The organism is Geobacter sp., from assembly GCA_009684525.1.
In the GTDB taxonomy this organism is placed as follows: domain Bacteria; phylum Desulfobacterota; class Desulfuromonadia; order Geobacterales; family DSM-12255; genus Geoanaerobacter.
Genome location: WKKR01000001.1, coordinates 457,721 through 478,891, shown reverse-complemented (window position 1 = coordinate 478,891; position 21,171 = coordinate 457,721). Strand labels below are relative to the sequence as shown.

Sequence of the window (21,171 nt, the reverse complement as noted above, 5' to 3'; positions counted from 1 at the left end):
ATGCTCCTGCTGGCTCTTTCCCTGCCGCTTGCGGCCGTTGCAGAGGAGCGTCTCCCACCGGCAACGGAGAGACTGGACGAGTTGGTGGCATTCTCCCTTGCCAACAACCCGGAACTCAGGTCGTCACAGGCGCGCTGGCAGATGTACGCCGGCAGGATCAGGCAGGCCGGGGCTCTGGATGACCCGATGCTGATGCTGAAGATCCAGAACGGCATCCTGAGCGACCCCCTGAATTTCAGCAAGGACCCGATGACCCAGAAGGTGATCGGCATCTCCCAGCAGATCCCTTTCTGGGGGAAACGGGCGCTCAGGGAAGAGATCGCCAGCCACGAGGCCGCAGCCTTCCGCTGGCAGCTGGAGGAGCGCAAGCTCGAACTGGCCCGGATGGTCAAGGAGTCCTGGTACCAGCTCTACATGACCGACCGCGCCTTGGAGATCGTTGCCCGCAACATCCGGATCATGGACGATTTCATCACCCTGGCACAGACCAAATATAGTGTGGGGCAGGGGGTGCAGCAGGACATCTTCCGCGCCCAGGTGGAGCGGTCGAAGATGCTGGAGATGCAGATAACGCTCAGGCAGCAGCGGACGAGCCAGCAGGCCGTGCTCAATACCCTGGCGGGCCGGCCCGCCGATACCCCGGTGGGGGCGATCCCCGATTTCGCCGTTTCCCCGGTGAAAGAGACCGCGCAAGAGCTGCAAGCAGCGGCCGAAGAACACCGCCCCCAGCTCAGACAGACCCAGGCGCTGATCGAGAAGGGGAAGGCCGGGCACCGGCTGGCGCAGAAGGAGTTCTATCCCGATGTCAACCTCTCCTTCGAGCTGATGCAGCGCAACCCGACCATGAACGACGAAGGGCTCAACATGTATTCCCTGGGGGTGACCTTCAACCTGCCGGTGATCCGTGAGCGGCGCGAGGCGATGCTGGCCGAGTCCTCCGCCGAGACCGGCATGGCAACAGCCGAGCTTGCAGCGGTGCGCAATGCCATCAACAGCGGCATCGTCGACCTGCTGGCCCAGCTTGATCGCCGCCGCCAGCTGATCGACCTCTACAAGACCGGCATCATCCCCCAGGCGCAGCAGTCACTGGAATCGTCCACCATTGCCTACCGGGTGGGGAAGGTGGACCTGCTCACCCTGATGGAAAGCCGGATCACGCTGTTCAATTACGAACGAGAGTATTACGACTCGCTGGCCGACTACCAGATGCGCCGGGCCCAGCTCGAAGCGCTGGTCGGCACCGAGCTGCACTGATGCAATGAAAGAGACGAAACGGAGCGTCACATGAGCCTCTCCAGAAAGATTACCATCCTCGTAGCCCTGATCGCCCTCGTTGCCGTTGCCGGGGGGGCATACTACTATTTCCGCCATGCCGGGCACGACCATGCCGCGGAAAAGAGCGGCACAGCGGCACAGGGAAAGGTGCAGTACACCTGCCCCATGCACCCGTTCATCATCAAGGATCAGCCCGGCACCTGTCCCATCTGCGGGATGGATCTGGTTAAGAAGGTGGAGGGGGCTGAAGGGACGCCCGAGGAACGGGCCAGGCTGGGAGAGATCGCACTCTCCCCCACCCAGCAGGTGATCGCCAACGTGGCAACCGTGAAGGTGAACCGGGAGCCGCTTACCAGAGAGATCCAGGCGGTCGGCATCGTTCAGTACGACCAGTCGCGACAGGCAAAGGTGACCGCCTGGGTGGCGGGCCGGCTGGACCGCCTGTATGTAGATGCCGTGGGGGAAACCGTGAGCAGGGGGCGGCCGGTGGCCGAGGTCTATTCGCCCGAGCTGGTTGCGGCCCAACAGGAGTATCTGCTGGCGCTCAAAAGCCGCGAGCAGCTTAAGGATTCGTCCATCGCGGCCATCTCCCAGGGTGGAGAGGGGCTGGTTGCCTCGGCCCGGCAGCGGCTGAAGCTGATGGGGGTGAAGGATGCACAGATCGCCGACCTGGAACGGTCGGGTGAGGCCACCATCCGGCTTGCCATCTATACTCCCATCTCCGGAGTGGTGATCGAGAAACTGGTGCAGCAGGGGCAGTACGTCAACCTGGGCGACCCCCTGTTCAACGTGGCCGACCTCTCCCGTATCTGGGTGGATCTGGACATCTTCGAGAGCGACCTGGCCCTGGTGAAGGTGGGGCAGCGGGCAGAAATCACCGCCCAGTCCTATCCCGGACGCACCTTTTCCGGGCGGGTGGCGCTCGTCAACCCGTTCCTCGACCCCAAGACCAGGACCGTCAAGGTACGGGTCGAGCTGGCAAATCCTGGCCTCATCCTCAAGCCCGACATGTTCGTCAACGCCCGGATCAGGGTGCCGCTCGGCGAGACATTGACGGTGCCGGTGTCAGCCCTTATCGATACCGGCAAGCGCCAAGTGGTCTGGGTCCGGGTCAAGCCGGGGCTCTTTGCCCCCCGCGACGTGGAGATCGGCCAGCGGGCCGGCGACAAGGTCCAGATCCTCAAAGGCCTTTTCAGGGGGGATGTAGTGGCGGCCAGCGGCGGTTACCTGATCGATTCCGAGGCCCAGCTCTCCGGCGGCAACAAAGCGGAACATGCCGGCCATGCCGCGCCGTCGACACCGCTGGAGCCGGGGACAGATACAAGGCAGAAACCGGCAGCGCCAAAGGGCGGCCTGGATATGGGCGATATGAAGATGTAACGGGAACAGCGGCCTGAACCGTAACCATTGCCGCAAGAGGATCTCTTTGTGATCGAAAAAATCATCGAATATTCCGCCCGCAACCGGGTGATCGTCCTGATGCTCTATGCGCTGGTAGTGGCATGGGGGATCTGGGCTGTCTACCGGACTCCGGTGGACGCCATCCCCGACCTGTCGGACAACCAGGTCATCGTCTTCACCGAGTATCCGGGACGCTCTCCCCAGGTGGTGGAGGACCAGGTGACCTATCCCCTGGCGGTCAACCTGCAGGGGCTCCCCATGGTCAAGGCGGTGCGCGCCTCGTCGGCCTTCGGCTTCTCCATGATCTACGTGATCTTCGAGGACAAGGCAGACATCTACTGGGCCAGGACCCGTGTCCTTGAGCGGCTCAACTACGCTGCTTCGCTCCTCCCCCCCAGCGTCCGGCCCACCCTGGGACCGGACGGCACCGGTGTCGGCCACGTCTTCTGGTACACCATCGACGGGCCGGGGTACGACCTGGAGCAACTGCGCACCCTACAGGACTGGTTTGTCCGCTACCAGTTGAACACCGTTCCCGGGGTGGCCGAGGTCGCCTCCATCGGCGGGTTTGTCCGCGAATACCAGATCGATCTCGACCCCAACAAGCTGCTTGCTTACAAGATCTCGGTCGGCCAGGTGATGGAGGCGGTGGGGCGCTCCAACAAGGACGTGGGGGGGCGGCTCCTGGAACAGTCCGATGCCGAGTACCTGATCCGCGGCCAAGGATACGTGAAGTCGCTGGCCGACCTGGAGGATATCGTGGTCGGGGCCGACATGCGCGGCACCCCGGTCTCTGTCAGGAATCTGGGTACGGTGCAGCTGGGAGGCGCTATCCGGCGCGGGATGCTGGACATGAACGGCCAAGGTGAGGCGGTCGGCGGCATCGTGGTCATGCGCTACGGCGAAAATGCCAAGGACGTGATCGACCGGGTCAAGGAGAAGATCGCGGCACTGCAAAAGGGGCTGCCGCCGGGGGTGAAGATCAATGTCTCCTACGACCGCTCCGATCTGATCAGCCGGGCCATAGACACCCTGAAGCATGCCCTGGCCGAGGAATCTGTGGTGGTCTCCCTGGTGATCCTCGCCTTCCTGCTCCACTTCCAGAGCTCGCTGGTGATCGTCCTGACCCTGCCCATCTCGGTGCTGATCGCCTTCATCACCATGAAGCTGATGGGGGTCACCTCCAACATCATGTCCCTGGGGGGGATCGCCATCGCCATCGGTGTGCTGGTGGATGCCGGGGTAATCATGGTTGAGAACTGCTACCGCCACCTTTCCGAGCTGCCGCCGGAGGAACGGGCGGAAAAGCGGCTGGAGACGGTCATTGCCTCGGCCAAACAGGTGGGGAGGGCGATCTTCTTCTCGCTCGCCATCATCGTCCTCTCCTTCGTGCCGGTCTTCCTGCTGGAAGGGCAGGAGGGGAAACTGTTTCACCCGCTCGCCTTCACCAAGACCTTCTCAATGGTCGGCTCGGCGATCATCGCCATCACCCTGGTGCCGGTGCTGATGTTCTTTTTCATGCGGGGGAAGATGCCGCCGGAGAGTGCCAACCCGGTATCCCTCTTCTTCATCAGGATCTATTCACCCATAATCCGCTGGGTGCTGAAATGGAAAAAGACCACCATCGCCCTGAATATCGCTGCCCTGGCCCTGGCCGTGCCGCTCTTCATGCACCTCGGCTCCGAGTTCATGCCCCCCCTGGACGAGGGGTCGCTGCTCTACATGCCGGTCACCCTCCCCAATATCTCCATCACCGAGGCCAAGCGGCTGATCCAGGTCCAGGACCGGATCATCAAGGAGGTGCCCGAGGTGGAGCATGTGCTGGGCAAGGTGGGGCGGGCAGAGACCTCCACCGATCCGGCGCCGGTCTCCATGTTCGAGAGCATCATCATCCTCAAGCCGAAGGAGGCGTGGCGAAAAGGGCTCACCAAGGCTGACATTGTTGCCGAGCTGGATGCCAAACTGCAGCAGATCGGGGTGCGCAACGGCTGGACCCAGCCGATCATCAACCGGATCAACATGCTCTCCACCGGGGTACGCACCGACCTGGGGGTGAAGATCTTCGGCAATGACCTGAACGTCTTGAAGGACCTGGCCGTCGCGGCGGAAGGTATCCTCAAGACCGTGCCCGGCTCGGCCGACGTGGTTGCCGAACGGGTCACCGGCGGCAACTACATCGACATCGACATCGACCGGGAGGCTGCGGCGCGCTACAACGTCAAGGTTGGCGATATCCAGGACATCATCGAGACTGCGCTGGGGGGCGAGACCCTCTCCACCACGGTGGAAGGGCGCAACCGTTTCCCGATCCGGGTTCGCTACCTGCGGGAATACCGCGACAGCATCCCCTCCATGCAGCGGATCCTGGTCTCCGGCATGAACGGCGAGACCCAGGTGCCGCTCTCCCTGGTGACCAGGATCAAGGTCTCCACCGGCGCCCCGGAGATCAACAGCGAGGGGGGGCTGCTCCGCTCCATTGTCTTCCTCAACGTGCGGGGCCGCGACATGGGGGGCTTTGTCACCGAGGCGAAACAGGTACTGGAAAAGCAGCTGAAGCTCCCGCCGGGCTACTATGTCGCCTGGTCGGGCCAGTGGGAGAACCAGATCCGCGCCAAGCAGCGGCTGCAGTACCTGGTCCCTGCCGGGATGCTGATCATCTTCATCCTGCTCTATTTCACCTTCCACTCGGCCCTTGAGGCGTCCATGGTAATGCTGTCGGTCCCCTTTGCCCTGGTAGGGGGGGTCTACCTGGTAGCGGCGCTCGGCTACAACCTGTCGGTGGCGGTCTGGGTCGGCTTCATCGCCCTCTACGGGGTGGCGGTGGAGACCGGGGTGGTGATGGTGATCTACCTGCACGAGGCACTGGATAAGCGGTTGCAGAAAGGGCCGGTGACGGAGCAGGATATCTACGACGCCACCTTCGAGGGGGCGGTGCTCCGGCTGCGTCCCAAGCTGATGACCGTGGCCGTGGCGCTTCTTGGCCTGGTGCCGATCATGTGGTCGACCGGCACCGGCGCCGATGTCATGAAGCCGATCGCCGCGCCAATGATCGGCGGCATGATCTCCTCTGCCATCCATGTTTTGATCATGACGCCGGTGATCTTTGTACTCATGAAAAAGCGGGACCTGAGGAAGGGGAGGCTCCACTATTCAGGGATGAAACACTAGGCAGTTACTCGCAATATGCGAGCATTCACAACATACACAAAGGAGAAAAGCGATGAAAAAACTGGTACTGATCTTTTCGGCAATCCTGGCATTGACTGCCCCGGCAGCGTTTGCCATGGAGCACGGCGGGCATGGCGGCCACGGCGCTGCAGCCCATGAGGAAGTGGTGAACGGGGTCAAGGCGACCTTCATGGTGCAGACCATGGCTGATGCCATGAAGGCCATGGGGATGGAGATGCCCAAGGGGGTGAAGGAGACCCATCATATCTCGGTCATGTTCAAGGATGCAAAAACCGGCAAGCCGATCACGGGAGGTGAGGTAATGCTGAAGGTGCAGGGACCGGACAAGAGCGAGCAGACCAAGGAGCTGATGGCCATGCAGGGGCATTTCGGCGCCGATGTCACCCTGGCGAAGAAGGGGAAATACGGCATCATGAGCAAATTCAAGCTCACCGACGGCAAGGTGAGAACCGCCAAATTCTGGTACGAGGTAAAATGATCATATTTCCTCTGCGAGGAAATTTTGATGCCTGAAAAAGGGGGGCCGGCCGGCTCCTCTTTTTTTTTGTTTTGTAACCCCCTTGGTCTGCGTGGAAATCGATTCACGTATGAAAATGGCGTAAAACAAAAGTTGCAGATTCGAATGTCAAACGGTATGCTAAGCACATTTTCATGTTCCGGGTGTAATCTGGTGTGGCATGCTCCATGCCGGACAGATCCGACCTCTACCGTAACCGAATGAGAAATCCCGTCCTTTTCCGGAAGTTAGCCTCTATGATGCACGATTCACGTATAGGTGCCGTGAGACACATCCTGTTCTTCCTCCTGTGTGGCCTCGCAATGGTCTGTGCCGCGGCGCCGGCTCATGCCGCAGACTTTTCCATCGCTTTCTTCTATGCTGAATCCCCCCCGGTTGACGAACTCAAGGCATTTGATCTGGTGGTGGTCGAACCCGATGCCGGCCTGTCGCCAGCAGTCTATGGCGAGGGCAGGAGCGAGCTGTTCGCCTATGTCAGCATCGGCGAACTCGACCCGAAGCGGAGTTACGCCGCCGGTCTGGAGAAGGGGTGGATCATCGGCCGCAACGACGCCTGGGGAACCTCTATCCTCGACCCTGCCAACCCTGCCTGGCGTTCCTATCTGCTGGAGCAGGTCATGGCGCCTCTCTGGGAGAAGGGGTACCGCGGCTTCTTCCTCGACACCCTGGATTCCTACCAGCGGGCCGCGGGAGGCATTGAAGAGCGGCAACGGATGGAGGATGGGCTTGCAGCGACGATCTACGCCATCAGGAAGCGTTTTCCCGGAGCCAAGCTTATCCTCAACCGCGGTTTCGAGATCTTCGACCGGGTCAGGGGAGAGGTGATGGCGGTGGCAGCCGAGTCGCTGTTCCAGCGCTTTGATCCGGTCAGCGGCACCTATGGCGCAGTGTCGGAAGAGGACAGGGAGTGGCTCAAGGGGCAGCTGGCGCACATCCAAAAAGCCGGGGTCCCGGTGATCGCCATCGACTATGTGCCGCCTGACAAGCGTGAACTTGCCAGGGAGACTGCAGCGAAGCTGAGCGAACTGGGCTATATCCCCTGGGTGGCTGACAGCGATCTTTCCAGCCTGGGGGTCGGAGCGGTGGAGGTTGTGCCGCGGAGCATTCTCGGTATCTACGACGGGCTTGAAGGAGATATGGCCTATACCCGGCTGCACCGATTTGCCCAGATGCCGCTCAATCATCTCGGCTATCGGCTGGAGCTGCACAATCTGCGGGAGCCGCTTCCCAAGGGGATCCTGGCAGGCCGCTATGCCGGCGTGGTTGTCTGGCCTCTTTCCGGAGCTCCGGGAGAGCAGCTCGAACTTCGCAGCTGGGTGCTGGAACGGTTCAAAGAGCAGGTGCCGGTGGCATTCCTGGACAGTTTTGGCTTCACCCTTGCCGATCTGCCTGATCCGTTCGGGTTGCAGACGGGCGGGCAGCCTGTTACGGGAAGCGGGACCCTGCAGGTCGTCTCCCGCGATCCGATAATCGGTTTCGAGTCGCCGCCGCTTCCCCAGCAGGATGCCTTTGTCCAGCTCCGTCTCCGCAAAGGACGCTCGCTGCTCAAGGTGAGCCGCGGCCCGGCAGAATCCGACCTTGCCGCCATCACCCCCTGGGGCGGGTATGCCCTGACCCCCTTTGCCCTTGCCATCCCCCTGGGTGAGCAGTTTTCCTGGGTCGTCGACCCTTTTGCCTTTTTCCGTACGGCGCTGCGCCTGCCGCAGTTCCCGGTCCCCGACACCACCACGGAGAACGGCTCCCGACTGATGCTGGTTCACGTCGATGGCGACGGCTTCGACAGCATGGCCGAGTGGCCCGGCGGCAAAGGCGCAGCGGATGAACTCCGCACCAGAATCCTGGAGCGCTACCGGGTGCCGACCACGGTTTCGGTGATCACCGGAATGATGGAGAAGGATGGGCTTTATCCGAAGGGAAAAGCCGCCGACCTTGTCCGCCAGGCCCGACAGATCTTCCGGCTTCCCTGGGTGGAGGCCGCGAGCCATTCCTTTTCGCACCCGTTTGTCTGGCCTGGTCGCACCCGTATCGAACCCCGGGAAGAGGCGGCCATGCACAACCTGCCGATTGCGGGGTACACCATGGACCTTGAGCGGGAGATTGCCGGTTCGCTTCGCTTCATCGACGACAATCTCCTGCCGACGGGTAAAAAGGCGAGGCTGTTTTTCTGGACCGGCGACTGCACCCCGGACGCCGAGGCCGTGGCAGCGACCTATCGTGCCGGCGTGGGAAACATGAACGGCGGCAGCACCCTGATCAACGAGTCCGATCGCTCCCTCACAGCCGTAGCGCCACTGGGCATCTACCGCAACGGCGTTTTCCAGGTCTATGCGCCCAACCAGAACGAAAACGTCTATACCAATCTCTGGCAGGGACCGTTTTACGGCTATCGCCGCGCCATCGAGACCTTCCGTCTCACCGACAGCCCGCGGCGCCTGAAACCGATGGATATCTATTACCACTTTTACTCGGCCACCAAACCAGCCGCTCTCAAGGCCCTGGAAGCGGTCTACGACTGGGCGCTCACCCGCGACCGGCTGAATATCTTCGTTTCCGAGTACGTGGAGACGGTTCTCGACTTCAACCGGACCGTGGTGGCACGTGACCTCTCCGGGGGCTGGCTGGTGCGGAACAGCGGCGCGTTGCGCGAGTTCCGCATCCCGTCGGAACTTGGCTATCCCGACCTGAAACAGAGCCGCAACGTGGCGGGGTTTGCAGATTTGAACGACAGCAGGTACCTGCATATCGGCCCCGGGGGCGAGGCACACATTGTCGTTGCGACAAAGAAGCCTGTATCTCCCTATCTGTCCACCCTTGGCGGTCACCTGATCCGTTTCGGGACAAAGGGCAAAGATCTGCGCATGAAGTTAAGCAGCCATACGCCATTCTCCCTCACCCTTGCCAATGCCGACAGATGTTCTCCGGCCGGGAAAAAGGGTGTGCCGTTCCGTCGCCAGGGGAACGCACTGACCGTTTCGCTGCCTGAAGGGAATCATGAACTGGTTTTCACCTGTAAATAGGACTTCGGCCCAACGGGAGCGCTTTGCCTCTCCCATGGCAGTGGCAGGGATGTTTCTCTCCTTTGTACTGCTCCTGGTCGTGCTCTATCCGGAACGTGAAATCCTGGCGCTGCTCCGGACTGGCGAACTGGGGAGCCCGGTTGCCATGCACTACCTGAGGGCACTGGCCGGCATTCGCCCCAATGACGGCGCACTGCAGCTCAGTTATGCAGAGGCTCTGGTTGCGGCAAAGCGATTTTCCTCGGCGCTGCCGGTTCTGGACCTGGCGGCAGCCCATCTCCCCCCTTCGCAGCAGCGGCACTGCCTGGAACTCCGCCTGGTGATCCTGCAGGGGCTTTTGCGGGAGACTCCGGCCAACGCACCGAATCGCCAGGTGCTGGAAGCCTATTTCTCCGTGACCGCGCGACAGCTCGCCGGCAGTGGCAGTTCGCTCGAAGATCTCCGTCGTTACCTCGGCCAGGCCCGTTTTGCCGGCGCAGCCGAGGCGCTGTCGTACCTGGAAGGGAAGGTGACTCCGCACGGTACTGCCAACTCCCGTCTCGACATCCCGAACCTGCCGTCGGAAGAGACCCCTGAATCGGCTCTGGCGGCTGGTGACTACCGGAAGAGCGCTCAACTCTACTTCGACGCCATGGCGAGCGAGCCGGATCAGTTGCAGCGACGGCGTCTCTATCTGAAAGGGGTGCGGACACTGCAGGCGGGGAACCTGGTGGAAGAGGCGCTGGCGGCAGCCGACCAGTACATGGGCGCCATCCAGGTCGATCGGGATACCCTGATCTATCTCACGCGTCTCGCCCTGGCAGCGAACCGGCCGGCAAAGGCGCAGGAATATGTCAAACGGGCACTCGGCGAGAAGACGCGGGCCGAAGGGGGGAACGGCTGATGCGTCCCGCCCTGCTCTTGCCGGCACTTGCGCTCTGCGTTCTGGCCTCTGGCCCGGCGCACGCCGAATCAACGGCTTCTGAGATTGCCGAGGCTGCGATCGGAGCCCCCTTTGAGCATGAGCTCTACGAACTGGCATACAAGGTGTTTCTTGCCAACAACAATGCCGATGATGCCTTTCGGCTCGCCGAAGCTGCGTTGAAAGCGCGGCCCCGCGACACTCTCTGGCGCCGAAGAGCCGTACAGGCTGCACTCTGGCGATCCCGAACCACTGATGCCCTTGTGCACCTGAGCTACCTGGCCCTTTCTGCCGGTGATGCGAAAGCCTTGGAACAGGCCCTTACGCTTGCCGAGGGGATCAACGATCAGGCGAGCCTCAAGCCGCTCTTGGCCCTTCGCCTGAAAAAGCGGAACGATGCTGCCACGCTCCGGGAATACGTAAAGGTTGTCGAGGCGCTGGGCGAGCCGGAAGAGGCTGTCGCCACCCTGAAACGTTACCAGAACGGCCCTTATCGGCGCGAAGTGCTCGAACTCCTGGCCCGGCTCTACGAATCTACCGGCAATCCCGCTGCATCCGTCAAGGGAGTGGACCTCTATGCCCATGAATACCCGGTGACCGTGCCGCTTGCCATGCTTCGCAGCAGGCTCCTCTATGGGACGGGGGACATTGCGGCTGCCTGTCGGAGCCTGCAGGAAGGCGCGGCAAGTGCCAAACCCGCAGATACCGACTTCTGGATGACCTTGAGCGATCTCTGCTGGGCGATGCAGGATGGCGCCTGCGCGGTCAATGCCTCGTCGCAGCTCATTGCAGGTGGGGCGGGCCGCGAAGATGACTATCAGCGGATGGTGACCTATTATCTGCAACATGACCCGGAGCGGGCCTATGCCACTGCGCGCGAAGGGTGGCAGCGCTTCCGGAAAGAGTATTACTTTGTTGCTGCCGTCGAAGCCGGGCTGGCGCTCGGACGTCATGACGAACTGTTGGCATTCGTGGGCAATCTTGATGAGCAGCAGCGATCGGCCCTTGCCAGGAGCGGTTACGCCTGGCAACTCCGCTCCCGGCTCTACCGCCAGGCCGGCAGGACGGGAAAAAGCCTGCACTCCTATCAGCAGGCCCTGGCACTGGAACCGGGCAATGCCGAGGTGGCTGCCGGTTATCTCTGGCTGCTCATCGATCTGGAAAAGACCGAAGAGTTGCGGGAAACGGCAGAGCTCTTCCGTTACCGCTTCCGTGGTAAGCCCGAACTGCTCGATCCGTTGGGAGCGGCCTATGCGTGGCTGGGAGATTATCGTCGTGCACTGGATTATTACCGGCTCAATTACCACCAGCGGCGAGACGACCCGCTCTGGCTGGCAGATTACGCCGAGCTGCTCGATCAGGCCCATATGGCCGATTCCGCCTACCGGGAACGGTTGCGGGCCCTGCTTCTGGTACGCCAGGTCGGCGCCGGGGGCACAGGGGGGGGAAAAGAGCCCGAACGGCCGCTCTTAAAGACACGACTCCTGCTTTTGCTCAATCCGGGGGATGCCACGGATGCCGCATTCGGCAAGCTGCTTGCCGACGACAGCGGCAATGGTGCCACCCGTGAACTGCTGGTCGCCTGGGCGCTCTCCACCGAACGGAACGATTATGCGCGGTTGTGGCGTCTGCGCCGGTTCGGTCTTCTCGCCCGGCAACCCCGGTGGGCACAGCTTTCCCTGGCTCTGGAGGAGAACGACACGACAGCCATCGCAGATTTGCTCCAGAAGGATCTTGAACGGCTTCCCTACCGGGATGCTATAGAGGGAGCCCGCCGGACCGGCCAGTTCCCTCTTGCTGCCGATCATGCCTTCAATCGGTTCGATCGCAATCCCGAGGACGAACTCCTCGATCTCCAGTTCCGCGAACTGGCCGTTGCCCATCCCTCCCAGGCATCGGCCGGGTTGCGCCTCATGGACCGGGGCGGAATCGGTTTCATCCAGACGGCCGAGCAGGTCTCCCGCCCGCTCACCAATCGCTATTCCCTGGCGGGCAGGTTTTCCTACACCGGCTTCGGCACGTTGAAGGATGATGTCGTTGGTACCATGCCCGACCGGGATGTAGCGGGGCAGTTGAGTCTGTCGACCTTGTTCGGGCAGGGAAGGGCCAGCGTCAGCGTCGGCGGCAGAAGCTCGTTGAACTCCTTTGCCTTTGTCGGGCTGGATGCGGATTACCGGCTTTCGTCCACGCTGTCGCTAGAACTTTCGGCAGACTGGTCCGGCCTGGCGGAAGAGACGGCGCCGCTGCAGATCGGCGGCCTCAAGGACCGGCTCACCATCGGGATAACGCATCAGTTGTCGGGGCGGGACACCCTTTCGTGGCGCGGATCTGTTTATTCCCTGCGCGACCAGTGGCGGCGCGAGCTGGGCAATGGCGGATCGATAGAGGCCGAAGCGGTGCATCGGCTCTCCGTCGCCTACCCCGATCTGCTCGTGCGGGGCTTTGCCGGCGGTTACCAGTACTCCCGAACCGGCGCTCCGGAAGGAGAGACCTATCTCTTGCAGCCGGCCGGCTCCGTCCCGGACAGCGGCTACTTTGTGCCGCACAGCTTTGTGCAGGTCGGCATCGGCACTGCCGTGGGGAGTTCGGCGCGTGAAGGATACAGCCGCTGCTGGCAGCCGTACGGCTCCGCTGATCTGCTCTGGAACAGCGAATCCGGGGTCGGCTTCCATTACGATATCGGGCTGGCAGGCCCTCTGATCGGCTACGACCGCCTGATCTTCGGCGTTGCCCAGGACAGCGGCAGGTTCGGCAGCAGTGATCTCAATTCGCTCCTGGAGATGCAATACCGTTACTATTTCAATTGAGAGCCGGGGAGAGTTGCTCCCCGCGCGGAAAGGACCGTATCATGCGCAACATGCTTTTCATCCTTGTCCTGGCCCTGGGGTTCACGGGCTGCACCACACTGCACCAGGGAGGGGGCGGACCGCTTGCCCGCTCCGAGTCATGGGCGGTGCTTCCGTTCGTCAACAACACCGAAACGCCCTATGCCGCTGAGCGCGCAGAAGCGGTCACGACGGCCCTGCTCCTGGCCGAAGGGTTCGGCCGTGTGGAACAGTACCAGCCGAGCGGCAAAGAGGATGAGCCGGTACTTGATCGTGGCGTGAAACGCCATGCCGAGGCTCTTGCCTGGGCACGCCTGCACAATGTTCGCTACGTGGTGAACGGTGTGGTCAACGAATGGCGCTACAAGGTCGGCCTGGACGGCGAGCCGGTGGCGGGGCTGACCCTGCAGGTCGTCGATCTCCCCAGTGGGAAAGTGGTCTGGAGCGCCACGGCGGGCAAGAGCGGCTGGAGCCGCGATGCGGTGAGTGCCGTTGCTCAGCAGGTGATCGCCAGCATGATCAACATGATGCCGGTGCAATGAACGAGCAGGTCAAGAACCTCTTTTTCAGGGTCGAGAAGTGGCTGGAGGTGGCGGTTATCACCTGTGGCCTGTTCCTGTTCTGCCGCTATCTCAATCCTCTCGATCCGTTCTTCGTCCAGGGGCAGTTCCCCTGGCCCTGGATAGCGCCGCTCCTGCTCTCGCTCCGCTACGGCATTGCCGCGGGGATGACCTCTGCCTTTCTCCTGGTTGGCGCACTGCTGACCCTGATCTGGGAAGGAGGGACTTCCGCGCAGCTCCCCACCGGGTATATCCTGGGAGGACTCCTGACGGTCCTGATCAGCGGCCAGTTCAGTTCCGTCTGGAACAAGCGTCTGCGGAGGGCCACCCTGCTCGGGAGCCATGCCGGCGAACGGTTCGAGCAGCTCTCCAAGGCCTATTTCATGGTGCGGCTCTCCCATGACCGCCTGGAGCAGAACCTGATCAGCAGACCGGTAACGCTGCGGGGGGCGATGACCGAACTGCGCGGGCTCCTGGCAAGGGAAGGGGGAGAGCTGAACGAGCGGACCGCACGTGCGTTGATGGCGATCCTGGTCCATTACTGCAGACTCGGGAGCGCCGCTATCTACCCATGTGTCGACGGCCGGGTCAGTGACCAGGTTCTGGCCTCCTGCGGACGCGGTGCACCGCTGGAGCGGAGCGATCTGTTGCTCAGCTCCGCCCTGGAATCGGGAAATACGATCTATCAGGCAGTGAACCGCCTGGCTCCCGACGAGCGGAGTTCCTACCTCGTTGCCGCACCCATCAGGACCAGCAGTGGCGACCTGCCCGGCATCCTGCTCATTTCCGACATGCCGTTTCTCGCCCTGGAACGGGAGACCCTGCAGATCATGGCCGTGATACTCACCTATTTTGCCGATCATGCCGGTGCCGCAGGGGTTACGCAGGAGGTCCTGGCGGTCTTCCCTGACTGCCCGGTCATGTTTGCGGCTGAACTGGCCAAGATGGTACATCTCCGAAAGGACCTGGAGATCGGGAGCGTCCTGGTGGTCATCGAGGTTCCGCAGGGGCCGCGCCAGGACGAGATCTGCGTCAGGATGGAACGTCTGCAGCGGGGGCTGGACCATTCATGGCGCCACAACACCCCGGATCTGGTCCAGTTTGTCACCCTGATGCCCTTCTCGGGACCGGCAGGAGTGGAGGGGTTCAAGACGCGCATGCGGGAGGTACTCCGCAAGAACTACGGGCTGTCGTTCGACCAGGACGGACTCCGTTTCCGTTCCAGGTTGGTGACTTCCGATGAGCCGCAAAAGCTCCTTGTCGAACTTCTGCAGGAGGCGTCATGAACGGCAGCGCAAAACTCCTGGTTATGGGCATAGTCGGGGAACTGGCTGCCCTTGCAGCGATGTTTCTGACACTGCCGCTCTGGGAGCGCGTCAGCATTTTTTTCCTCACCCATGGAGCCGCAAGCTTCTCCTTTGCCCTGTTCATGACCATGCTGCTCCCCAGCCGCTATAGCGGCAGGCAGCGGGCAATCTTTGCGCTGTTTTTCTGTTTTTCCTTCTGTATCCCTCTGTTCGGGGCGTTCGGGATGCTCGTATCCCTCATCTATTTCCGTTTCTTCCTGAAGACCGGCGAGCGGGCGGAGTTTTCCGCTGTTCCGGTGCCCGATTTCGTGGCAGAGAGCGGTTATACCCCTCCGGTAATGGGGGAGGGAGGGGCATGGTCACGCCTTTCCAACGACCTGGTCTCGCGGGATCTCCGCCTGAAAGCACTCCTCTCGGTCGGTTCCCTGGAGGGGGGCAATTCCAGCCGGCTGTTGCAACTGGCATCCGCAGACCCAGACGACGAGATCCGCCTGCTGGCCGTCGCCATCTTCGACCAGCGGGAAAAGCTGATCAGTGCAGACATCACCGAGGCGCTTGTCTCTCTGAAGGCCTGCATGGACAGGAGTGAGCAGGGTGCTCTCTGCCGCCGCCTGGCATTCTCCTACTGGGAGATCGTCTATAATGAACTGGCCCGCGACGAACTGCACGAATTCTTTGTCCAGCAGGCGCTCACCTATGCCGACCGGGCTCTTGGGCTTATTGGCGAGGATTCGGCGCTCACCGCGCTGAAGGGGCGCATCCACCTCCTCCGGGGCGATGTGGAGAAGGCTGAGGCCGCAGCCAGTGCCGCCCTTGAGCAGGGGGCGCACCCCGACCGCATCCTGCCATATCTGGCGGAACTGGCCTTTGTTCGGCGCGATTTCAAGGCATTGCGCTCCATCTTCGACTTGGACTCCACCCTTCGCCACAAGCCGGGGATCGGGCATGTAGTCCGCTTCTGGCAGGATGCGACATGACGGAACGATTCCCAACGGCCGAAAGCGTCGATATCATGCTCCTCCTTGAGGGGACCTTCCCCTATGTGAGCGGCGGTGTTTCCAGTTGGGTGAACCAGATGATCCGCGGTTTTCCGGAATATCGCTTCGGAGCGGTGTTCCTGGGGAGCCGGGCCGAGGATTACAGCGGGCTCAAGTACGAACTGCCCGAAAACCTGGTCCATCTGGAGGCGTGGTATCTGCAGGGAGGGCAGCAGCAGCCCCGCATCGAGCCGCAAAAGGGGAATCCCCCGGCATTCTCCGCCATGCGCCAGCTGCACGACTGGTTCCGAAGCGGTGGCGAGAAGCTGTTCGACCATCGCCTGCTACAACCCGATTACTTCCTGGACCGGGACGCAGGGGTCGATTTCGCGCAGTTCCTCTATTCCGAGCAGTCGTGGCAGATGATCACGGACCTCTACCGTGAGCACTGCAGCGATCCATCATTTGTCGATTTCTTCTGGACCGTGCGAAACATGCATGCGCCCATATGGCAGATGGCATCCATAGCAGCAGGGATGATACCTGCCCGGATTTATCATACGGTTTCCACCGGCTATGCCGGTTTCCTCGGCGCACTGCTGCATCAGCGAACCGGCAGACCACTGCTTTTGAGTGAGCATGGGATTTACACCAAGGAACGCCGCATCGATATCTTTCATAGCGACTGGATACGTGACAACCGGAATGCATTCCAGCGTGATCCTTCTGAGGTCAGCTATTTCCGGGAGTTGTGGATCCGATTTTTCGAAACCATGGGGCGGCTCTGCTACGAATCGTCCGATCTCATCGTTTCCCTGTATGAGGGCGCCCGAGAGCGACAGATCCTGGATGGCGCACCCGAAGAGAAAACCCGTGTCATCCCCAACGGTGTGGACATCGAGCATTATGCGCCGCTTCGCAGCCGTCGTTCCGACACTGCACCTCCCATCCTCTGTCTTGTCGGCAGGGTGGTGCAGATCAAGGACGTCAAGACATTCATCAGATCCATCCGGATCATGGCCAACCATCTGCCCAACGTTGAAGGATGGATCGTCGGTCCAGTCGAGGAGGACCCGACCTATTTCGACGAGTGCACGGCGCTTGCAGAAAGCCTGGCAGTGACCGACCGGATAACCTTCCGTGGTTTCATGGACCCGGTAGATGTATATCCGTCTGCCGGTCTCCTGCTGCTCAGCTCCATCAGCGAGGGGCTGCCACTGGTGGTTCTGGAGGCTTTTGCCGCCGGATTGCCTGCAGTGACCACCGACGTGGGGGCCTGTCGGCAACTTGTGTTCGGCAGTGGGGGAGGGGGGGACTCCTTCGGGGCTGCCGGAGAGGTTGTGGAGATCAACAATCCACAGGCCCTTGCAGATGCGGCGCTCCGGCTCCTCTCGGACCCGGCCGCCTGGCAAGGCGCCCAGTCTGCGGCCATCGGGCGGGTAGAACACGACTATTCCCGCGATCTCATGCTCAGCCGCTACGGCGCCATATTCCGGGAAAGGGTTTCGTAATGGCGGGAATCGGTTTTGAATTACGGAAACTGATGAAGCGGGACTCGTATTTCGCTCTGCTCCAGGCCTATACCTATGCCGGGGTGATCAGCTCGGGGCCATGGGTGCTCTCGATCATAGCAGTGCTCACCATCGGCTTCATCTCTCTTCCCATCGTCATACCTCCCTCACTGGTCGCCGATTTTCAGACCTCGGTTACCAACCTCATCGCTGCATCGCTCATCTTTACCGGCCTTTTCCAGCTGGTGTTCACCCGGTATGCAGCCGACCGTATCTTTGCCAAGGAGCACTTTCGGTTGCTGCCCAACCTCAACGGTCTCCTCTTGTTCGTAACCGGTATTGGCGGCAGTCTCAGTTATCCGTTCGCGATCCTGCTCTTCCCAGAAAGTTCGCTGGCATTCCGGCTGATGTTCGCAGCAACCTTCGTGGTGCTCTCCTGTGTCTGGATCTGTGCCATCCTCCTGTCGGGGCTTAAGGCCTATAAGGCAATCTTGCTCAATTTTGCCGCCGGCTACGGCGTAACGGTCATCCTTGCCACATTCCTCCGCCCGTGGAAACTGGACGGACTGACTCTGGCCTTTCTTGCCGGCCAGTTCGTCTTGTTGATGGGGATGCTCTATGTCCTTTTTCACAACTACCCGTCCCGGCAGTTTATCGAATTTGATTTTCTCAACAAGGGGAGGGTCCATCGTTCGCTGATCTTCTCCGGTTTCTTTTACAACCTGGGGCTCTGGATCGACAAGTATGTGTTCTGGTTTCATCCTGCCACTGGCGTGAATGGGATCGGCCCCTTGCACACCTCCATTGTCTACGACCTGCCGGTCTTTCTCGCCTATCTCTCCATTATTCCCGGCATGGCGGTGTTCCTGGTGCGCATGGAGACCGATTTTGTCGAATATTATGATCGCTTCTACGATGCCGTTCGCGAGGGGGGGTCGTTCACCCAGATTTGCACCATGAAGGACGAAATGGTCTGCATGGCACGGGAGGGCATCTACGATATCATCAAGATCCAGGCGATCGCCACGATCCTTGTTTATCTCCTGGGTGGCAAGGCATTCGCGGTTCTCGGCCTTTCCCCGGTCTTTCTCCCTTTGTTGCATATCCATGTAGTCGGTGCCGGGTTCCAGGTTGTTTTCCTCGGGCTTCTCAACATCTATTACTATCTGGATCGCCGGGAGAGGACCCTGTTCCTGACTTCCCTGTTTGCATTCCTGAACCTGGCGTTGAGCCTCCTTTCGATCTGGCTCGGTCCGTTCTATTATGGCTATGGTTTTGCCTTGTCCCTCTGTATCTGCATTGCCGTTGGTCTGCTGCTGCTGGACAGGGATTTCAGGCGTCTGGAGTATGAGACCTTCATGTTGCGCTAGGAGAATTGGTTGAGGAAATCAGGAGAGACGCGCAAAGGGCGGCCATCTGGCCGCCCTTTGCTGTAGATGCGCGCATGCATTGATAGATGTTACTGGAATCTGCAGCCGGCAACCTCTTCCCAATGTGTGCGGGGGATTTGCAGGAATTCGTCGACGATGGAGGGGTCGAATTGCGATCCCTTGCAATATTTGAGCTCGTCAATGACTGCGTTGAACGGCATGGCCTTGCGGTAGCGACGATCCGAAGTCATGGCGTCGAGGGTGTCGGCAAGGGCAAAGATGCGGGCACAGAGGGGGATCTCTTCTCCCCGCAGCCCGTTTGGATAGCCTGCTCCGTCGTAACGCTCATGGTGGGCAAGGATGAATTCCGATACACCCTTGAGGAACGATATGCCTGAGAGGATCTCATAACCTACCTGGGGATGTTTCTTCATCTCAATCCACTCTGCGTCAGTGAGTTTGCCCGGTTTGAGCAGAATATTGTCGGATACGCCTATTTTCCCGATGTCGTGGAGCAGTGCACCCTTGGAGATGATTGACAGATCGGCTTCTGCAAGCCCCATGTGGCGGGCGAGCAGGAGCGTGTAGTTCATGACCCGCTCGGAATGGGAACCGACCTCTTTTTCCCGTGCATCGAGCGATCGGACCAGGGCTGTCAGAGTAGTTTCATACGACTGGTTCAATTCATTCATGGCAGCACGGATCTGGTTGGTCTGTTCCATTACTTTCTGCTCAAGATCGTTCTGGTATCTCCTGTTTTCGATGATGAGCCGGCGCTTTTCTAGTGCGCTTTTGGCCTTGACGACGATGCTCTCAATGCTGAACGGCTTGGTTATGTAATCGTCGGCGCCAAGATGAATGCAGGAAAGAGCTGTTTCCATGTCACTCAGGGCGGTGATCATGAGGACAGCAGTGTCGGGGCTGGTCTTTTTCAGCTCGCGCAGCAGTTCCACTCCGGAAAGGCCGGGCATCATCACATCCAAGAGAGCCAGGTCGATCTCCTGCTCTTTGAGGATGGAAAGCCCTTCAATGGCATTGCTGGATTGAAAACAGGTGTAGTTCTCACGGGAAAGGGTTGTCAGGAGCAGTTCCCGTATCATCTGCTCATCATCGACTATCAGTAGGTTCGCACTCAAGCAAGTTCCCTCGAATGTTTATCATGATGTCTTTTGGTCCGGCTGGATTCTGCTGCTGGTTAAAGCGGTCAGCGGGTTATCAGTTGGTCAGTCAGCTCAACGAGTTTGGGGAGATCCGGCTTTGTGAGGATGCCGCTTGCTCCGAGCGCCTGCCACTTGCGCATATTGTCATCACTGGCCAGCGAGGAAAAAATGACAACTGGCAGCTCTTTGAGTGCATCGTCTTTTTTGATCCGTGAAGTGAGATGCAGACCATCCATCTTAGGCATCTCTATGTCCGTAATGAGCAGCGATAATTCATCCAGAAGAGCGGTTTGCTTCAATCGTGCCTGTTGCTGTTTTGCCAGGATGATTTCCCACGCCTCTTCACCGTTTTCTGCCTCGATCACGCGGTAGCCGGCGGCTCGTAACGAATTGCACATGGTGTTCCGGATAAACGGAGAGTCGTCTGCGACAAGAACATTTGTTTTACTGCGATCAATCTTGCCCGATGAATCGATGTCGAGAAGATGGATGTCATCGCCCATGGCGTATTCGCGATACAGCTCACCGACAATCTTCTCGAAGTCAAGGACGAGGATGATCCGATTGTCCATCTTCACCAGACCGGTGACCTGGTTGCTGCTCGCCGTTTTCACCGGGGGTTCCACCTGTTCCCACGAAATGCGGTAAATCCTGGAAACAGAATGGACCAGTACAGCCACGATGAGCCGGTTGAACTCCAGAACTATGACTCTGTCGGCTTGAAGATCATTGACCCGTTTGTTGAGCATGACGCTCAGGTCCACAACGGTAATGACCTTATCGCGTAGCTTTATCATGCCCGGAATGGCGGGATGTCCGTTGAGAACCTTCCAGAGATGGGGGAGTCTAATGATTTCCCTGACCTTAGCGACATTGACGCCGTAGTAACAGGGAATCACATTGCCCTGTTCGTCACACTCATCCACCCTGAATTCGACGATCTCAAGTTCGTTGGTATCGCTTTCCAGGAGTACGGCAGAGTTGTTTTGCATGGTGGGCTCCTCGATCAGGTGTGAGCATGTATAGGGTACTCATCGGATAGCCACTGTAAAGCTTAAGCATTTTTCAAAGTGACTATCAATATGTATAAATTTCTCCTAAACCCGCGCGGGATCTTGACGATACATCTTAAGTAATATACTAACCATACCTCCGGGGCTG

At 60.2% G+C, this 21,171-nt stretch carries 14 protein-coding genes; 12 read left to right on the top strand and 2 right to left on the bottom strand.

All coding sequences use genetic code 11. The features are described 5' to 3' along the window. The 12 genes from GJT30_02165 to GJT30_02110 all read left to right on the top strand — a co-directional run bounded on the left by GJT30_02165 (position 1) and on the right by GJT30_02110 (position 18,850). Positions 1–1,254 (top strand): TolC family protein, encoded by a 1,254-nt coding sequence (locus GJT30_02165; protein ID MSM38418.1) that lies wholly within the window; start codon positions 1–3, stop codon positions 1,252–1,254. A 30-nt stretch (positions 1,255–1,284) separates the two neighbouring features. After that, a complete protein-coding gene (locus GJT30_02160) occupies positions 1,285–2,655 on the top strand; it encodes an efflux RND transporter periplasmic adaptor subunit (protein MSM38417.1) in 1,371 nt (456 codons plus the stop codon). A gap of 48 nt (positions 2,656–2,703) precedes the next feature. Further along, complete coding sequence (locus GJT30_02155; protein MSM38416.1) at positions 2,704–5,844, top strand: CusA/CzcA family heavy metal efflux RND transporter; 3,141 nt, start codon at positions 2,704–2,706, stop codon at positions 5,842–5,844. Positions 5,845–5,896: 52 nt separating this feature from the next. After that, positions 5,897–6,343, top strand: a complete 447-nt coding sequence (locus GJT30_02150) for a hypothetical protein (GenBank protein ID MSM38415.1) — start codon at positions 5,897–5,899, stop codon at positions 6,341–6,343. A 206-nt stretch (positions 6,344–6,549) separates the two neighbouring features. Beyond that, complete coding sequence (locus GJT30_02145) at positions 6,550–9,399, top strand: hypothetical protein (protein ID MSM38414.1); 2,850 nt, start codon at positions 6,550–6,552, stop codon at positions 9,397–9,399. Further along, positions 9,374–10,282 carry a hypothetical protein gene (locus GJT30_02140; protein ID MSM38413.1) on the top strand — a complete coding sequence of 303 codons (909 nt, stop codon included), beginning with the start codon at positions 9,374–9,376 and terminating at the stop codon, positions 10,280–10,282. The genes GJT30_02145 and GJT30_02140 overlap by 26 nt, the downstream gene beginning before the upstream one ends. Further along, positions 10,282–13,107, top strand: coding sequence for a tetratricopeptide repeat protein (locus GJT30_02135; protein MSM38412.1), 2,826 nt, complete (start codon positions 10,282–10,284; stop codon positions 13,105–13,107). Before GJT30_02140 ends, GJT30_02135 begins: the two co-directional genes overlap by 1 nt. A gap of 41 nt (positions 13,108–13,148) precedes the next feature. Continuing rightward, positions 13,149–13,667: a penicillin-binding protein activator LpoB gene (locus tag GJT30_02130; protein ID MSM38411.1), complete on the top strand. Its 519-nt coding sequence runs from the start codon at positions 13,149–13,151 to the stop codon at positions 13,665–13,667. Next, the gene (locus tag GJT30_02125; GenBank protein ID MSM38410.1) at positions 13,664–14,971 is read left to right on the top strand and encodes a hypothetical protein; all 1,308 of its coding nucleotides are present in this window, start codon (positions 13,664–13,666) and stop codon (positions 14,969–14,971) included. Before GJT30_02130 ends, GJT30_02125 begins: the two co-directional genes overlap by 4 nt. After that, positions 14,968–15,969: a hypothetical protein gene (locus GJT30_02120; protein MSM38409.1), complete on the top strand. Its 1,002-nt coding sequence runs from the start codon at positions 14,968–14,970 to the stop codon at positions 15,967–15,969. The genes GJT30_02125 and GJT30_02120 overlap by 4 nt, the downstream gene beginning before the upstream one ends. Next, entirely contained in the window at positions 15,966–17,480 is a 1,515-nt protein-coding gene (locus GJT30_02115) for a DUF3492 domain-containing protein (protein MSM38408.1), read from the top strand. The genes GJT30_02120 and GJT30_02115 overlap by 4 nt, the downstream gene beginning before the upstream one ends. Next, a complete protein-coding gene (locus GJT30_02110) occupies positions 17,480–18,850 on the top strand; it encodes a histidine kinase (GenBank protein MSM38407.1) in 1,371 nt (456 codons plus the stop codon). The genes GJT30_02115 and GJT30_02110 overlap by 1 nt, the downstream gene beginning before the upstream one ends. 89 nt (positions 18,851–18,939) lie before the next feature. On the opposite strand, the gene GJT30_02105 is transcribed toward GJT30_02110, so the two are convergent. Further along, positions 18,940–19,986, bottom strand: a complete 1,047-nt coding sequence (locus GJT30_02105; protein MSM38406.1) for a response regulator — start codon at positions 19,984–19,986, stop codon at positions 18,940–18,942. Between the two features lie 68 nt (positions 19,987–20,054). After that, positions 20,055–21,002, bottom strand: coding sequence for a response regulator (locus GJT30_02100; protein MSM38405.1), 948 nt, complete (start codon positions 21,000–21,002; stop codon positions 20,055–20,057). Positions 21,003–21,171 lie beyond the last annotated feature (169 nt).

Bases quoted from the DNA above. Each gene is read 5' to 3' on its own strand.
- GJT30_02165 (MSM38418.1), top strand. From the start codon at position 1: ATGCTCCTGCTGGCTCTTTCCCTGCCGCTTGCGGCCGTTGCAGAGGAG.
- GJT30_02160 (MSM38417.1), top strand. From the start codon at position 1,285: ATGAGCCTCTCCAGAAAGATTACCATCCTCGTAGCCCTGATCGCCCTC.
- GJT30_02150 (MSM38415.1), top strand. From the start codon at position 5,897: ATGAAAAAACTGGTACTGATCTTTTCGGCAATCCTGGCATTGACTGCC.
- GJT30_02145 (MSM38414.1), top strand. From the start codon at position 6,550: ATGCCGGACAGATCCGACCTCTACCGTAACCGAATGAGAAATCCCGTC.
- GJT30_02140 (MSM38413.1), top strand. From the start codon at position 9,374: ATGAACTGGTTTTCACCTGTAAATAGGACTTCGGCCCAACGGGAGCGC.
- GJT30_02135 (MSM38412.1), top strand. From the start codon at position 10,282: ATGCGTCCCGCCCTGCTCTTGCCGGCACTTGCGCTCTGCGTTCTGGCC.
- GJT30_02130 (MSM38411.1), top strand. From the start codon at position 13,149: ATGCGCAACATGCTTTTCATCCTTGTCCTGGCCCTGGGGTTCACGGGC.
- GJT30_02125 (MSM38410.1), top strand. From the start codon at position 13,664: ATGAACGAGCAGGTCAAGAACCTCTTTTTCAGGGTCGAGAAGTGGCTG.
- GJT30_02120 (MSM38409.1), top strand. From the start codon at position 14,968: ATGAACGGCAGCGCAAAACTCCTGGTTATGGGCATAGTCGGGGAACTG.
- GJT30_02115 (MSM38408.1), top strand. From the start codon at position 15,966: ATGACGGAACGATTCCCAACGGCCGAAAGCGTCGATATCATGCTCCTC.
- GJT30_02110 (MSM38407.1), top strand. From the start codon at position 17,480: ATGGCGGGAATCGGTTTTGAATTACGGAAACTGATGAAGCGGGACTCG.
- GJT30_02100 (MSM38405.1), bottom strand. From the start codon at position 21,002: ATGCAAAACAACTCTGCCGTACTCCTGGAAAGCGATACCAACGAACTT.